Here is a 14024-nt window from a genome sequence, read left to right as displayed (position 1 = left end):
CTTCGGGCGCATCCGGGCATGCCGCTGGAGGTATTCCGGTGTCACGCAATCGGAATACCCGGCGGACCGCGAAGCGCATAGCGTCGTGTTTCTCGGTGACCGGTTCAGGCGGCCCGGGCGGCCTCGCGGTGGATGCGGCCGGAGATCCAGGTGTCGGGGCCGAAGGCCCGTTCGTCGAAGACCTTGAACTCCTGCGCGGCGAAGACGTGGAGCCGCAGGGCCGACCCGGTCGGGTCGGGCTCGGTGGCGGCGCGCGCGGCCGCGGCGAAGACGGGGAAGCGCGCGCCGAACGCCTCGGCTCCGCGCGCCAGTTGGGCGCCACGGGCCACCTGGCAGTGGCCGCGCAGCTGCAGTCCCTGCCGGGTGCCGGGCGTCCCGGCCTGTGCGGTGTCGGCGACGGTCACGGCGACCCGGCCCGCACTGTTCGCCAGGTTGCGCGCGTGCCCGGAGGCGGGCCGCGTCAGGCAGTACAGATGGAGGTCGAAGTCATATGCGAAGTAGGCGTTGTGCGACCACGGCGCTCCGTCGTCGCCGACGGTCGCCATGGACAGCAGCCGGGTGGAGTCCAGCAGGCAGTCGATGGACTCCGTCACCGCAAGGAACCCGGGGGTGCGGTCCGGGCCGTGATCCAGGTCGATGCGCATCGGGGAACGCGCCTCCTCTACGGGTACCGGCGGCGGCCCGGGGGATTGGCCGCCGCCGGAGTCTGGGGAACGGGGACTCAGGACAGGAAGTGGCCGCCGTCGACGGTGACCACCGAGCCCGTGCTGAAGCCGTTGTTCATCAGGTACACGTAGGTGCTCGCGACCTCGGACACCTTGCCGACGCGGCCCACCAGGAGCTTGTCGCCGAGCGCCTGGTAGAGCTCCTCCGGCTCCGGGACGCTGCCGTCCCACAGCTCGGTGCGCGTCGGCCCGGGGCGGACCACGTTGACCCGGATCGGGCCGAGTTCGACGGCCAGGGCGCGGCCGAGGGCCTCGGAGGCACTGGTGATGGAGGCGGCGACCATCCAGCCCTTGGCGGGCCGGGCGCCGGCGCTGCCCGAACTCAGCACGATGGAACCGCCCTCACGGATGTGGGCGGCGCCGTAGCGGGCCGCGGTGAACGCGCCCCAGTAGCGGACCTTGAAGAACTCCTGCGCCTGCGCCACGTCGGTCTCGTCGAACGACTTGATCTGCAGCGGGTCGCCGGCCGTGTAGACGAGGTGGTCGAACGCGCCGAGCCCGTCGAAGAAGCTGCGCACCTCCTGCTCGTCCGTGACGTTCAGGCTGAAGCCCTGGGCGTCGTCGGGCAGGCGCTTGAGGGCGCGGTCGACCTTGTCCTGGCTGCTGGAGGCGATGACCACCTGCGCGCCCTCGGCGGCGGCCAGTTCGGCGACCGAGAACCCGATCCCCGAGCTGCCGCCGATGAGGACCACGCGCTTTCCTGCAAGGCTCATTTCCGTACCTTTCCCATGTGTTCGGCACAACGAATTCCGATGGGTCAACCATGCAGCCCGCACAACTCCCGCGTCCAATACCTAAGTTGCTTCCTGTAATACCCGAATCGCATGACCGGACCGCATGACCGGACCGCCCGTAACCGCCCGTAGAGGAAAGGGAGAACGCCCATGGATCTCGACCTTCGCAAAGTGCGTTACTTCGTGGCCGTCGCCGATCTGCTGCATTTCGGCCGGGCCGCCGAGACGCTGCATATCGCGCAGCCCGTACTCAGCCGTCAGATCCGCTCCCTCGAAGGGGACATCGGCCTCGAACTCCTGGCCCGCAACCGGCGTTCGGTGGCGCTCACCGCCGCAGGCCGGCAATTCCTGGACGACGCCCGCGGGCTGCTGACCACCGCCGAGGCGGCACGGCACCGGATGTACCGGGCGGCGGGCGGCGAATCCCAGCTCACCGTCGGCTTCGGCTGGGGCATGACGGTGGCCGCGATCACCGCCGAGTTCGCCGCGCGGCGCCCCGACGTGACCGTGGACGTGCGCCAGCTGGCGCCGGGCGCCGAGGCGGAAGCGGTGCTGCGCGGAGCGGTGGACGTCGCCTTCGTGCGGGCGCCGGTGCCGCGCGACGGGGTCGACCTCACCCGCCTGGGCAGCGAGGACCTCGTCGCCGTCCTGCCGGCCGGACACCGGCTGGCCGGGGCGTGCGCGCTGACCGGCGCGGACCTGGAGGGCGAGCCGCTGCTGCGCCGGACCGGCGAGGCGCCCCTCGTGGTGCGCGGGGAGGCCTCGCTGCTGCGGGCGGCGGGGGGTGCGGGGCCGGTGGAGGAGGAGCTGGAGATGGTGGCGCGCGGCTGCGGGCTGGCCCTGCTCCCGCAGTCCGCCGCCGTCTTCTACACCCGGCCCGGTGTGCGGTACGTGCCGCTGCTCGGCCTCGCTCCGCAGGAGATCTGCCTGGCCCGCGCGGCCGTCGACCGCTCGGGCCTGACGGCGTCCTTCGTCCGCACGGCCGAGGCCGTGGGGTGGACGGGCGCGCAGGGCGTGGGCGCGGCGGGCGCCACGGGTGGGGCGGGCGCGGCGGGGGCCGCGGGTATGGCGGGCGCGGCGGGCGCCAGGACGCCCGCCGCCGCCTGACGGCCGCGGACGCCGGCTACGGCTACGGCTCCAGCACCACCTTCCCCATGACCCGGCCCGACTCGATCAGCTCATGGGCCTCGGCCGCCCTTTCCAGCGGCAGGGCGTGACTGACGTAGGGCCGCAGCAGGCCCTGTTCGGCCAGGGCCGCCATCGCCTCCAGGCCCACGTAGTCGGGCTCCACCGAGACCCCGGCGAACCGGAAGCCGGCCTCGCGGGTGCGGGCGGCCAGCGCGGTGTCGGAGCGGGCGATGGCGGTGACCAGCAGGCCGCCGGGCCGCAGGGTGCGCAGCGAGCGGTCCGCGTAGTCGCCGCCGATGAGCTCGAGGACGGTGTCGACGTCCTTGACGGCGTCCTCGAAGTCGACCGCGCGGTAGTCGATCACCTCGTCGGCCCCGAGCCCGCGCAGGAAGTCGTGCTTGGCCCGGCTCGCCGTGGTGATGACGTGGGCGCCCCTGGCCTTGGCGATCTGGACGGCCAGATGCCCCACTCCCCCGCCGCCCGCGTGGATCAGCACCCGCTGCCCCGGCCCGACCTCGGCCACCTCCACCAGGCTCTGCCAGGCGGTGAGGCCGGCCAGCGGGACCGCCGCGGCCTGGGCGTGGCTCAGCGCGGCCGGTTTGCGCGCGAAGTGGCGCGAGGGGGCCGCGACGAACTCGGCGTAGGCGCCGGCCGCGCGCGGGAACAGCGGCATGCCGAACACCTCGTCCCCCTCCTGGAAGCGGGAGGTGCCCGGCACCACGTGCTCGACCACGCCCGACACGTCCCAGCCGAGGATGAAGGGCGGTTCGCCGTGCAGCGGGAAGGCGCCGCTGCGGATGATCGCCTCGACCGGGTTCACCCCGATCGCCTTGACCCGCACCAGGATCTCGGTGGGCAGCGGTACGGGCCGCTCCGCCTCACCCGGCGTCAGCACCTCGGGGCCGCCGAACGCCTGCTGGACGATCGCTCGCATGTGAATTCTCCTGTCGTGTCCGGAACTTGAGGAACCGCTACGCCCCACATCCTTCCCTTTCCGCTCCACAGGAGAAGCGCGAACTGTTCCGACGGGGTATACCGATGCCTCTTTCGAAACCCTCCCGAGGGCCCATGGAGGAATTCTTTTGCGGTCGGCGGCTCACTACTGTCGATTTCTGTCGGACGGCAGCGCACCGCATGACTGCCGCAGTCAACGGAGTTCAGGGAGAAGACCCGTGACCATTCAGCAGGACATCGCCACTTCCGCACCCGCGACGCTCGGCTCGGAAGGCGACGACGGCATCACCCTGACCGTCGTCGCCAGTTTCGAGAACATAGCCGCCGAGCACCGCGACGAATTCCTGGAGGGCGCCCAGCGCGAGGCGTACCTCTCGCTGCGGGACGAGCCGGGGACCGTCAGCTACCACATCGTTCCGGACCAGGACGACCCGACGCGGGTGGTGTTCCAGGCGACGTTCACCGACGAGGCGTCCTACCTCCAGCACCAGAACAACGCCCCGGCACAGGAGTTCCTGGAGATGGTGGCCCGCAACAAGATCGACGGGCCGAACATCTACGTCAACAACTTCTCCATCCCCAACGTCAACCACCCGCCGCGCGGCATCTGAGGCGCACCGGCCCCCGCCCCCCTTCGATGGAGCAGGACATGACCGACAACACGCCCACCGTTCTGATCACCGGAGCCACCGCCGGGCTCGGCCGCCACCTGGCGCACCAGCTGGTGGCCGGCGGCCGGCGCGTGCTGGTGCACGGGCGGGACCCCGAGCGGGTCCGCCGCCTCGCCGCGGAACTGGGCACGCTCGCCACCCCGTGCACGGCCGATCTGTCCTCGCTCGCCGAGGTGGAGTACCTGGCCGAACAGGTCCGCGCCGCCACGTCCCGGCTCGACGTCCTGGTCAACAACGCCGCCGTGGGCTTCGGTCCGCCCGGCGAGGCCAGGCGGACGAGCCGGGACGGGCACGAACTCCGGTTCGCCGTGAACTATCTCGCCCCGGTGGCGCTCACCCGCTCGCTGCTTCCGCTGCTGACCCGTACGGCCCCGGCCCGGGTCGTCAACATCGGCTCGGCGGGCCAGGCGCCCTTCGACCCGGCCGACGCCACCTTCTACGACAACTACCGCGGGGTGGTGGCCTACCGGCGCTCCAAGCTCGCGCTCGTCGCCTTCACCTTCGACCTCGCCGAGGAGCTGCGCGGCAGCGGCGTCACCGTCAACTGTCTGCATCCGGCCGGGTTCATGGACACCGGCATGGTGCGCGAGAGCCGCATCCAGCCGCTGGCCACCGTCGAGCAGGGCGCGGCACCCACGCTGCGCCTGATCACGGACCCGGGCCTGGCACACGTCACGGGCGAGTACTTCGACGGCTTCTTCCCGGGCCGGGCCCTGTCCGAGGCGTACGACCGCCCGTTCCTGGCCCGGCTGCGCAAGGTCACCGACCAGCTGCTCGGCCGCATCGAGGTGCCGGCCGGGGTCTGCCCGTACACGTACGAGGGTCAACTGCCCGTCGTGGGCGCCGCCTTGGGACCGGTGAGCTTCCGGATGTCCGGAGCCCCGGCCCTGCTGAGAGGAGTGTCATGAATTCCGCGACGACCGCGCTCGCGTCCATCGACGACCGTCTGGGCCCGGTGGGGCGCAGGTTCTTCGGTGACGGCCACCGCAGGGTCGACTACCGGTTCGGCGACGTGGTCGTCGCCCCCGGACCGCAGGGCAGCGGCGCCATCACCGCGACCGCGTCGGTGATCTGTCCGCCCGACTGGTCGACGAAGGGCGACACCGACCAGCGTCCGCATCTGAGCACCATCGACGCCCTGGTCATCGGAGCCCGCCTAGGCGAGATGTTCCTGACCCGCAGACACGGCCTGAGCGAGCGCGAGCGGGCCGCTCTGTGGCTGCGCCGGGTGGAGGTCCGCGCCGGGAACGCCCCGGACGAGGAGCACCTCGAAGCGCTCACCGCCGAAGCCCGGCTGCGCAGCACCCGCGAGCACGACGGCGACCCGTCGGCCGCCGTCTCGGTGCTGGAGTGCACGGTCGGCGGGATGCGGGTGCGCTGCGACATCGTCCACCCGGCGGGCCGCCCGGCCCCGACCGCGTCCGCCGCCTACGACACCGCGCTGGCCGCGCTGCCGGCGGGCGTATACGGCGAGGGCTTCAAGCACCGCCGCCAGCCCGTCACCGAGGTCACCGTCGACCTCGCCGCCCGGCGCGCGGACGCCACCGTCGCGGTGGTCCCGGTGCCCGGCACGCACCGCAGCGCGGTCGGCCTCGAAGGCTCCTACCAGCCGTCGGTGTCCTTCATCGACGCCTTCGTGGTGGCCCTGCAGATGGGCCAGGCGCTGCTCTACGGCCTCGACGACGTGGACCGCGCCCGCAGCAACACGCTGTGGATGCGCCGCACCGTCCTGGAGTGCGAGGGTCCGCACCGCCCGGCGCAGGCCCCCTTCCGGGTCACCACCGCGCTCACCGACAGCACGCTCCTCGACGTGCGCGGCGCGCAGTGGCGCACCGCCGACATCACGAGCAGCTGCGCCGGCGTGCGCGTCATGTGCTCCGTGACCCATGAGATCCCCCGGCTCGCCGCCACCGCCGCCGGCTGAGCTTCCCCAACTCCCCTAGTCGCAAAGGCAGTCACTCACATGAGGCTTGGCATCTCCGGCACCTACTCGTCCGGGAAGACCCTGACCGCGCTCGCCCTCGCCCACTACACCGGCCTGCCGCGCACCATGGCCAAGACCATGCGCGAGATCCTTCCCGAGGCCGCCCCCGGCAAGACCCTGGAGGAGTGCACCGCCGCCGAACTGCTCCAGATGATCGTGGTGCGCCACACCGAGCGGGTGAAGTACGAGTACCAGCTCGCCGACGGCTTCGTCTCCGACGGCTCCTCGCTCCAGGAGTGGATCTACGGCGCGCTGCGGGTCCGCGTCGGCATCAACCCGAACGACTCGGTGGGCCTGGCCGAGGGCCAGGACGTGGAACGCACCGCGGAGATCGCCTTCTTCGACGCCGTGATGCGCCAACTGGGCGTCTCCTTCAAGCAGCACGTCAAGCGGAGCTTCGACGCCTTCGTGCACCTGCGCAACGAACTCCCGCTGTCGGCCGACGGCCACCGCCCGGTCAACAACCGCTTCCGCACCCTGGCCGACGAGCGGCTCCTTGAGGTCCTCGCCGAGCTGGAGATCCCCGTGCACATCGTCGGGGGCACGCTGCCCGAGCGGCTGCGCGAGATCGTCGCCATCACGGGTCTGACCCCGGTCATGACCGAGGACGAGGCGATAGCGAAGGCACGGGAGGCGTACGGGCAGATCGACACCACGATCGAGACGCGGCGCGAGCCGGCGATCGCCGCCTGACCACCCACCCGTCCACACGAGCCATCCGACGACCAACCGGCAGACAGTTGACGCCGTGCGCCGGTCAGTCGCCGCATGGTCTCGCTCAGACCATCGAGGGTCCAGCATGGATAGTACTACCCGACTGACGGCTGTCCTGGAGGGGCTGGGGACCGCGCTCCCGCCCCGTGTCGTCACCAACGCGGAGCTGGCCGAGCGGCTCGACACCTCGGACGAATGGATCCGCAGCCGCACCGGAATCACCGAACGGCGCATGGCCGGACCGGGCGTCGCCACCAGCGACCTCGCGGTCGAGGCGGGCGAGCGGGCCCTGAAGTCCGCCGGCGTCAGCGAGGTCGACCTGGTGGTGGTGGCCACCACCACCCCCGACCACCCGTGCCCGGCCACCGCGCCGGACGTCGCCTCACGGCTCGGCCTCGGGCCCGTCCCCGCCTACGACATGGCCGCGGTCTGCTCCGGATTCGTCTACGCGCTCTCGGGCGCTGCCGGGGCCATCGCCTCCGGGCAGGCACAGCGCGTCCTGGTGATCGGGGCGGAGACCTTCACCTCGATCATCGACCCCGAGGACCGCTCGGGCGCGGTCATCTTCGGCGACGGCGCGGGCGCGGTGGTGCTCCGGGCCGGCCGGGCCGACGAGCCGGGCGCGCTGCTCGGCTTCGACCTGGGCAGCGACGGGGCGCTGGCCGACCTCATCAAGATCCCCGGCGGCGGTTCGCGGCAGCGGGCCGGCGGTCTGGCACCCGACCCGGCGGACTCCTGGTTCACCATGCAGGGCCGCCAGGTGTTCACCAACGCCGTGAAGCGGATGGCCGATTCGGCCGGCACGCTGCTCGGCCGCATCGGCTGGGAGGTGGACTCGGTGGACCGCTTCGTCGGCCACCAGGCGAACGTCCGCATCCTGCACGCCGTGGCCGAACAGCTCGGGGTGCCCGTCGAGCGCGCCGTGATCAACCTCGACAAGGTCGGCAACACCTCGGCCGCCTCCATCCCGCTCGCCCTCGGCGACGCGGCGGCGGCCGGTGACATCGCCGCGGGCGACCGCGTCCTGATGAGCGCGTTCGGCGGCGGCGTGACCTGGGGCTCGGCCGCCCTGGTGTGGCCCGAACTCGTCCCGGTGTGACGGCCGCCCCCGCGCACCGCCTCGAACCCAGTGAACTCCCTTACCCCACAAGCAACTTCGAGCATGTGACGAAGGAGAAGTCGATGTCACAACTGCTGGCCGACGACCTCATACAGATCCTGACCGACAAGTACGGCCTGCCGTCCGAGGAGCTCTCCGCCGAGACGCGCTTCGAGGCCCTGGAGTTCGACTCGCTCGTCATGGTGGAACTCGCCGTGATCCTGGAGCGCCGTCTGGGCTTCCCCGTCACCGACGACGAGCTGCTGTCCGTCGACTCCATCGGCGAGGCGGCGGAGCTGCTCAGCACCAAGGGTGTGACGGCGTGATGGAGTGGGACACCGCACGCGCGCCGCTGGCCGGTGACTCGCCCGAGGTGCTGATCGTGGGCGCCGGGCCGGTCGGCATCACCCTGGCCTGCGAGCTGCTCCAGCAGGGCGTCCGCATCCGGCTCATCGACCGCCGCACCCGCATCGACGAGTCCGACCCGCACTCCAAGGGCATCCTGGTGTGGCCCCGCAGCCTCGAAGTGCTGCGCCGGATCGGCGTCAGCGAGCGCCTGGCCGCGACGGGGCACCGCAGCAAGGGGGTGGGCTACTACTCGGAGGGCCGGCTGCGCGGCACCGCGCACATGCACCGGCTGCCCGACTCGCCCTACCCGTTCGTCCTGACGCTCCCGCAGCGCGAGACGGAACGGGTGCTGCGCGACCGGCTCGCCGAGCTCGGCGGAACCATCGAGTTCGGCACCACCATGGAGCACCTGGACACCACCTCGCAGACGCTGCCGCGGGCCGTGCTCAGCCGCGCCGACGGCACCGCCGAGACCGTGCTCCCGCTCTATCTGGTGGGGGCCGACGGCCCCGGCTCGCTCACCCGCGAGATGCTCGGCATCCGTTTCGACGGCGAGCCCATCGACGTCACGTACGCGATCGGGGACGCCCCGATCACCGGCGGGGTGCCCGCCAACGCGCAGTACTACTACTCCCGCGACGGCGTGGTGGCCCTGGTGCCGCTGGCGGGCGGGCACTACCGGATCGCCGCGAACATCCCGCACCGGGGCCCGGACGAGGGCAACCCGTCGCGCGAGCTCATCGAGAAGGTCATCAACCAGCGCGCGCACACCCAATTCCGGGTGGGCGAGCCGGTGTGGACCCGCTCCTTCCGGCCCCGCCTCGGCATGGCCGAGCGGTTCAGCCAGGGACGCTGCTTCCTGGTCGGCGACTCCGCGCACGTGATCAGCCCGGCCGGCGGCCAGGGCATGAACATCGGTTTCCAGGACGCCGCCAACCTGGGCTGGAAGCTCGGCGGGGTGATCCAGGGCCGGCTCGACGAGGCGATCCTGGAGACCTACCACCCCGAGCGCAGTGTCGGCGCCGTACGGATGTCGAAGACGTCCGCCGCGCAGGCCCGCTTCGCGATGCAGCGCTCCACCCTGCGCATCGCGGTGCGCGACGCCCTCTTCATGGCGGCCGGCTGGACCGGGCTGCTCCAGCGCGTCCTGGTGCCGCTGCTCGCCCAGGCGGACGTCGACTACTCGGAGTCGGTCAACGATCCGCTGTTCCGCCGCATCCCGCACCCGGCCCGGGTCGGCCAGCGCGTGCCGCTGTTCGCACCGCCCGTGCAGGACACCGGGGTTCCGGCGCTCGACCCGTACAAGTACACCGTCGTGCTGTGGCCGGGGCACCGGCCGCCGGCCGACTGGGCGCAGACCGTCGACGGGCTGCGGCGGCGCTTCACCGACCAGGTGGCCGTGCTGGACCTCGGCGAGGTCGGCGCCGCCGCGGCGAAGCCGCTGCGCCGGGCCTTCGGCAAGCAGCCGGTCATCGCGACCGTACGCCCCGACGGACATCTGGCGCACCGCGCACCGATGACCGCTCCCGCCCGCACCCAGGGCTTCCTGCGCAAGGCCGCCCCCACCGGGACACCGGTGCCCGCCCTCGTCTGAGGAGCGGCCCCGGCCGGCAGCTGCACCTGCCGAACTCACCCGCACCACAAGCAACTTGACCCTGCATCAACCGACCAACACCAGGAGACAGCCATGACCGCCCAGACGATCACCGACGCCGGCACCGACACCGCCGGCACGATCCAGGAGTTCTTCACGCGCTTCGGCGCGGGCGACCTGCCCGCCCTGCTCGACCTGTTCACCGACGAGGTCGACTGGAACGTCCCCGGCTCGGCCGTCGTGCCGTGGACCGGCCGGCGCACCACCAAGGAGGAGCTGACGGCGTTCTTCGTCAGCGCGGGCGAGGAGGTGGCGGCCACCGAGCGGTTCGAGGTGGACCGGATCGTCGCCGACGGCGACACCGGTGTCGCGCTCGGACGGTTCATCCACGTCATCCGCCGCACCGGCAAGAAGTTCAGCTCGGAGTTCGCCCTGCACATCGCCGTGTCCGGGGGCCGGATCCGGCTCTACCACATGTTCGAGGACGGCGCCGCGGCCGCCGAGGCGTTCACCGCCTGACGCCCGCGCCGCCCGGCGCGGGGCGGGAGGGGACTCACCTCTCCCGCCCCGCGGGCAGCGGCGCGCGGCCCGACCGCGCGTGCGGCTGGAGCGGTGCGATCATCGAGGCGGCGACCGCCTTGTTGACGGCGTCGATACGCGAGACCGCGCCCAGCTTCTCGAAGATGTTGCGCAGATGGCGCTTGACCGTGCCCTCGGTGATGCCGAGCCGCACCGCGATCTGACGGTTGCTCAGTGCCTGGGCGACCAGGGTGAGCAGTTCCCGTTCGCGCGCGGAGATGCGGCTGTCGTGCGCGCCCGGGGCGAGCGCGGCGAACTGCGACACCGAGATCTGGACCTCGTCGCCCTCGCGCATCGCACCGCGGATCACCGACGCCAGATGGTGCCGGCTCACCCGCTTGTTGAGGTAGCCGCGGATGCCGAGCGCCAGCAACTCCCGTACCAGATCAGGGCTTTCATGCATGCTGAGAATGATGATCCGGGTGCGCGGGGACACGTCGAGGACGCGGGGGACGGTGACGCCCACGGGGGCGCCCGGCATCTCCACGTCGAGCAGCAGGACATCGGGCCGCAGCCGTGCGCACAGCGCGACGGCCTGGGCCCCGTCCGCGCCGTCGCCGACCACCTCGAAGTCCCCTTCCGCCTCCAGGCATTCGCGCAGGGCCTCGCGCAGGATCGCGTGGTCGTCGACGAGCAGGATGCGCACCGCGGGCGCCGTGGTGGCGGTCATGGCCGCGGCTCCAGCGGCAGCCAGGCGGTGACCCGGGTGCCGCGGCCCGGCACGGAGGCCACGGTGAGCGTGCCGCCCAGGCTCCGGGCGCGTTCGCGCATGGAGCCCAGTCCGATACCGCGGCCGGCCGGTGGCGCGCCGTTCATGTCGAATCCCCTTCCGTTGTCCTCGACCACGGCGGACGCGGTCGTGTCGGTGATGTCCGCGTAGACGACGACGTGTTCCGCCTTGGCGTGCGCGGCGGCATTGCGCAGCGCCTCGCACAGGATCAGGAACAGCTGTCCGCGGTGCTCGGCCCCGAGCCGCACGGGCTCCCCCGTCACCTGGACCACCACCCGCGTCCCGGACGGCAGGACCCCCTTCGCGAAGGCCCGCAGCTCACCGGCCAGTTCGGTGCGGGCGAGCGGCGGGAGGCCGCCCGCCGCTCCGGTGCGCGGGCCCAGCGGGGCGCGCCCGTCGTTGAGGTGTCCGGCCAGTTCGCGGGTGACGCGCATCGCCTCGGCCAGGGCCCGCAGGCCTCCGGAGATCCGCTCGGCGGCCAGCGCCGGATCGCGCGTCAGATGCAGCTCGACGAGCTCCAACTGGCGCTGGGCCACGGCCAGTTCGTTGCCGACCCGGTCGTGGAGTTCACGTGCCACCCACTGGTGGCGCCCGCGGCCGGTCCACTGGTGCCGGCGCCTGCGGGTCTCCTGCTGCTGCATCGGTCGTTCTCCTCGCTGGGTGCGTGACGACGTACGTATGAACAGGGGAGGGCCGTGGGGCGGCACCGGCAGTGCGCGCACCCTCACCAACAGGCCCCACAATAAAATACCTTCACGAAGGAATCAATCTCTGGCATGCTGATTCCCGGATTCACCGCCCCCGCCACACCACCCCGGCCGGCCGGCACCGGCCCCACAGCGCAGGCAGGAGTACCCATGACCGTGCTCGACCAGCGGCCCGACGCGCACACCCGGCTCGGCGAACTCGAACGGCTGCGGGCCCGGGCCCTCGAAGGACCCGGGCCCGAGGCAGCCGAACGCCAGCACGCCCGCGGCAAACTGACGGCCCGTGAGCGCGTGGCGCTGCTCCTCGACGAGGACTCGTTCACCGAGATCGAGTCGCTGCGCCGCCACCGCGCCACCGGCTTCGGCCTGGAGCACAAGCGACCCTACGGCGACGGCGTGATCACCGGCTGGGGCACCGTCGAGGGCCGCACCGTGTTCGTCTACGCCCATGACTTCCGGATCTTCGGAGGCGCCCTCGGCGAGGCGCACGCCGAGAAGATCCACAAGCTGATGGACCTCGCCGCCGCCGCGGGCGCCCCGCTGGTCAGCCTCAACGACGGTGCGGGCGCCCGCATCCAGGAGGGCGTGTCGGCGCTCGCCGGCTACGGCGGCATCTTCCGCCGCAACGTCGCCGCCTCCGGGGTGATCCCGCAGATCAGCGTGATGCTCGGTCCCTGCGCGGGCGGCGCGGCCTACTCCCCCGCCCTGACCGACTTCGTCTTCATGGTCCGCGGCATCTCCCAGATGTTCATCACCGGACCCGATGTCGTCCAGGCCGTCACCGGCGAGAAGGTCAGCCAGAACGGGCTCGGCGGGGCCGATGTGCACGCCCGGCTCTCCGGGGTGGCGAGCGCCGCGTACGACGACGAGGAGAGCTGCCTGCTCGACGTGCGCCACCTGCTGTCGCTGCTGCCCGCCAACAACCACGAGACCCCGCCCGCGCTCGCCTGCGACGACCCGGCCGACCGGCGCTGCGAGGCACTGCTCGACCTGGTGCCGGCCGACCCCGGCCGCGCCTACGACATGCGGCGCGTCATCGAGGAGATCGTCGACGACGGCGACTTCTTCGAGGTGCACTCCGGCTGGGCCGGCAACCTCGTGTGCGCACTGGCCCGGCTCGACGGGCAGGTGGTGGGGATCGTCGCCAACCAGCCCTCGGCGGTGGCCGGGGTGCTGAACATCGAGGCGTCCGAGAAGGGCGCCCGCTTCGTGCAGTTCTGCGACGCGTTCAGCATCCCGCTGGTGACCCTGGTGGACGTGCCGGGGTTCCTGCCCGGGGTCGACCAGGAGCACGAGGGCATCATCCGGCACGGCGCCAAGCTGCTCTACGCCTACTGCAACGCGACCGTGCCGCGCGTCCAGGTCATCGTGCGCAAGGCCTACGGGGGCGCCTACATCGTGATGGACTCGCGCTCCATCGGCGCCGACCTCTCGTTCGCCTGGCCGTCCAACGAGATCGCCGTGATGGGCGCCGAGGGCGCGGCCAACGTCATCTTCCGCCGCGAGATAGCGGCCGCCGAGGACCCCGAGGCGGCCCGGGCCCAGCGCGTCAAGGAGTACGAGAGCGAGCTGATGCACCCCTACTACGCCGCCGAGCGCGGCCTCGTCGACGAGGTCATCGACCCGCGTGACACCCGTACGGTGCTGATCCGGGCGCTGGCCATGCTGCGCGGCAAACACGCCGACCTGCCGGCCCGCAAGCACGGGAACCCGCCGGTATGAGCGCCCCCGACGACCGCGCCGCCGCCTTCCACGTCGTACGGGGCGCGCCCGATCCCCGGGAACTGGCCGCCCTGACCGCGGTGCTGCTCGGGCTCACCCGCGCCGCCGGGCAGCCCGCACCGGCCGCCCCGCCGCCCCGGCCCGGCTGGCGCCGCCCGCGCCTGGCCGCACGGACGGGGGCCGGATCGTGGCGGCACTGACGGCGCTGACACCTTCGGTACCGGGCGCCTGTCCCTTCCGAAGCAGCCGCGGTCCGCAGTCGAGGCGCGGCGGATAGCGTTCCCGGAACGTCAGTACGGCAGTACGTCGGAACGTCGGGACGGAAGGAGTCGGCG

The 14024-nt window shown here is 72.3% G+C and carries 16 protein-coding genes; 11 read left to right on the top strand and 5 right to left on the bottom strand.

Annotated elements, in window-relative coordinates; genetic code table 11:
- Positions 1–104: 104 nt before the first annotated feature.
- Entirely contained in the window at positions 105–644 is a 540-nt protein-coding gene (locus ACGF3I_RS19395; protein WP_393133586.1) for a pyridoxamine 5'-phosphate oxidase family protein, read from the bottom strand.
- 77 nt (positions 645–721) lie between these two features.
- Positions 722–1438: an SDR family oxidoreductase gene (locus tag ACGF3I_RS19390; RefSeq protein WP_393133584.1), complete on the bottom strand. Its 717-nt coding sequence runs from the start codon at positions 1436–1438 to the stop codon at positions 722–724.
- Between the two features lie 171 nt (positions 1439–1609).
- On the opposite strand from ACGF3I_RS19390, the gene ACGF3I_RS19385 reads away from it, so the two are divergent.
- Positions 1610–2566 (top strand): LysR substrate-binding domain-containing protein, encoded by a 957-nt coding sequence (locus ACGF3I_RS19385; RefSeq protein WP_393133582.1) that lies wholly within the window; start codon positions 1610–1612, stop codon positions 2564–2566.
- Positions 2567–2588: 22 nt separating this feature from the next.
- On the opposite strand, the gene ACGF3I_RS19380 is transcribed toward ACGF3I_RS19385, so the two are convergent.
- Entirely contained in the window at positions 2589–3521 is a 933-nt protein-coding gene (locus ACGF3I_RS19380) for an NADP-dependent oxidoreductase (protein WP_393133580.1), read from the bottom strand.
- Between the two features lie 238 nt (positions 3522–3759).
- On the opposite strand from ACGF3I_RS19380, the gene ACGF3I_RS19375 reads away from it, so the two are divergent.
- The 8 genes from ACGF3I_RS19375 to ACGF3I_RS19340 all read left to right on the top strand — a co-directional run bounded on the left by ACGF3I_RS19375 (position 3760) and on the right by ACGF3I_RS19340 (position 10470).
- Positions 3760–4152 carry a putative quinol monooxygenase gene (locus ACGF3I_RS19375; protein WP_393133578.1) on the top strand — a complete coding sequence of 131 codons (393 nt, stop codon included), beginning with the start codon at positions 3760–3762 and terminating at the stop codon, positions 4150–4152.
- Positions 4153–4190: 38 nt separating this feature from the next.
- Positions 4191–5120, top strand: a complete 930-nt coding sequence (locus ACGF3I_RS19370) for an SDR family NAD(P)-dependent oxidoreductase (protein WP_393133576.1) — start codon at positions 4191–4193, stop codon at positions 5118–5120.
- The gene (locus tag ACGF3I_RS19365; RefSeq protein ID WP_393133574.1) at positions 5117–6136 is read left to right on the top strand and encodes an AvrD family protein; all 1020 of its coding nucleotides are present in this window, start codon (positions 5117–5119) and stop codon (positions 6134–6136) included. Before ACGF3I_RS19370 ends, ACGF3I_RS19365 begins: the two co-directional genes overlap by 4 nt.
- A 39-nt stretch (positions 6137–6175) precedes the next feature.
- Complete coding sequence (locus tag ACGF3I_RS19360; RefSeq protein WP_393133572.1) at positions 6176–6889, top strand: AAA family ATPase; 714 nt, start codon at positions 6176–6178, stop codon at positions 6887–6889.
- A 106-nt stretch (positions 6890–6995) separates the two neighbouring features.
- Positions 6996–8009, top strand: coding sequence for a beta-ketoacyl-ACP synthase III (locus tag ACGF3I_RS19355; RefSeq protein WP_393133571.1), 1014 nt, complete (start codon positions 6996–6998; stop codon positions 8007–8009).
- An 83-nt stretch (positions 8010–8092) separates the two neighbouring features.
- Positions 8093–8335, top strand: coding sequence for an acyl carrier protein (locus tag ACGF3I_RS19350; protein ID WP_393133569.1), 243 nt, complete (start codon positions 8093–8095; stop codon positions 8333–8335).
- Positions 8335–9951 (top strand): FAD-dependent monooxygenase, encoded by a 1617-nt coding sequence (locus ACGF3I_RS19345; protein ID WP_393133567.1) that lies wholly within the window; start codon positions 8335–8337, stop codon positions 9949–9951. Before ACGF3I_RS19350 ends, ACGF3I_RS19345 begins: the two co-directional genes overlap by 1 nt.
- Positions 9952–10044: 93 nt before the next feature.
- On the top strand, positions 10045–10470 hold the full coding sequence (locus ACGF3I_RS19340) for a nuclear transport factor 2 family protein (protein ID WP_393133565.1): 426 nt from the start codon (positions 10045–10047) through the stop codon (positions 10468–10470).
- Between the two features lie 34 nt (positions 10471–10504).
- Here the strand turns inward: ACGF3I_RS19340 and ACGF3I_RS19335 are convergent, their stop codons facing one another.
- Positions 10505–11200 carry a response regulator gene (locus tag ACGF3I_RS19335; protein ID WP_393133564.1) on the bottom strand — a complete coding sequence of 232 codons (696 nt, stop codon included), beginning with the start codon at positions 11198–11200 and terminating at the stop codon, positions 10505–10507.
- Positions 11197–11901, bottom strand: coding sequence for a sensor histidine kinase (locus tag ACGF3I_RS19330; protein WP_393133562.1), 705 nt, complete (start codon positions 11899–11901; stop codon positions 11197–11199). The genes ACGF3I_RS19335 and ACGF3I_RS19330 overlap by 4 nt, the downstream gene beginning before the upstream one ends.
- A gap of 216 nt (positions 11902–12117) precedes the next feature.
- Here ACGF3I_RS19330 and ACGF3I_RS19325 point away from each other — a divergent pair, with 216 nt between their 5' ends.
- Positions 12118–13689 carry an acyl-CoA carboxylase subunit beta gene (locus ACGF3I_RS19325; RefSeq protein WP_393133560.1) on the top strand — a complete coding sequence of 524 codons (1572 nt, stop codon included), beginning with the start codon at positions 12118–12120 and terminating at the stop codon, positions 13687–13689.
- The gene (locus ACGF3I_RS19320; protein ID WP_393133558.1) at positions 13686–13889 is read left to right on the top strand and encodes an acyl-CoA carboxylase epsilon subunit; all 204 of its coding nucleotides are present in this window, start codon (positions 13686–13688) and stop codon (positions 13887–13889) included. The genes ACGF3I_RS19325 and ACGF3I_RS19320 overlap by 4 nt, the downstream gene beginning before the upstream one ends.
- Positions 13890–14024 lie beyond the last annotated feature (135 nt).

The organism is Streptomyces sp. NPDC048111, from assembly GCF_043202815.1.
In the GTDB taxonomy this organism is placed as follows: domain Bacteria; phylum Actinomycetota; class Actinomycetes; order Streptomycetales; family Streptomycetaceae; genus Streptomyces.
The sequence above is the reverse complement of the archived record's forward strand: the minus strand, read 5'-3'. Positions and strand labels throughout refer to the sequence as shown.

Bases quoted from the DNA above. Each gene is read 5' to 3' on its own strand.
- ACGF3I_RS19345 (WP_393133567.1), top strand. From the start codon at position 8,335: ATGGAGTGGGACACCGCACGCGCGCCGCTGGCCGGTGACTCGCCCGAG.
- ACGF3I_RS19390 (WP_393133584.1), bottom strand. From the start codon at position 1,438: ATGAGCCTTGCAGGAAAGCGCGTGGTCCTCATCGGCGGCAGCTCGGGG.
- ACGF3I_RS19395 (WP_393133586.1), bottom strand. From the start codon at position 644: ATGCGCATCGACCTGGATCACGGCCCGGACCGCACCCCCGGGTTCCTT.
- ACGF3I_RS19335 (WP_393133564.1), bottom strand. From the start codon at position 11,200: ATGACCGCCACCACGGCGCCCGCGGTGCGCATCCTGCTCGTCGACGAC.
- ACGF3I_RS19360 (WP_393133572.1), top strand. From the start codon at position 6,176: ATGAGGCTTGGCATCTCCGGCACCTACTCGTCCGGGAAGACCCTGACC.
- ACGF3I_RS19350 (WP_393133569.1), top strand. From the start codon at position 8,093: ATGTCACAACTGCTGGCCGACGACCTCATACAGATCCTGACCGACAAG.
- ACGF3I_RS19355 (WP_393133571.1), top strand. From the start codon at position 6,996: ATGGATAGTACTACCCGACTGACGGCTGTCCTGGAGGGGCTGGGGACC.
- ACGF3I_RS19385 (WP_393133582.1), top strand. From the start codon at position 1,610: ATGGATCTCGACCTTCGCAAAGTGCGTTACTTCGTGGCCGTCGCCGAT.
- ACGF3I_RS19340 (WP_393133565.1), top strand. From the start codon at position 10,045: ATGACCGCCCAGACGATCACCGACGCCGGCACCGACACCGCCGGCACG.
- ACGF3I_RS19370 (WP_393133576.1), top strand. From the start codon at position 4,191: ATGACCGACAACACGCCCACCGTTCTGATCACCGGAGCCACCGCCGGG.
- ACGF3I_RS19380 (WP_393133580.1), bottom strand. From the start codon at position 3,521: ATGCGAGCGATCGTCCAGCAGGCGTTCGGCGGCCCCGAGGTGCTGACG.
- ACGF3I_RS19320 (WP_393133558.1), top strand. From the start codon at position 13,686: ATGAGCGCCCCCGACGACCGCGCCGCCGCCTTCCACGTCGTACGGGGC.
- ACGF3I_RS19330 (WP_393133562.1), bottom strand. From the start codon at position 11,901: ATGCAGCAGCAGGAGACCCGCAGGCGCCGGCACCAGTGGACCGGCCGC.
- ACGF3I_RS19325 (WP_393133560.1), top strand. From the start codon at position 12,118: ATGACCGTGCTCGACCAGCGGCCCGACGCGCACACCCGGCTCGGCGAA.
- ACGF3I_RS19365 (WP_393133574.1), top strand. From the start codon at position 5,117: ATGAATTCCGCGACGACCGCGCTCGCGTCCATCGACGACCGTCTGGGC.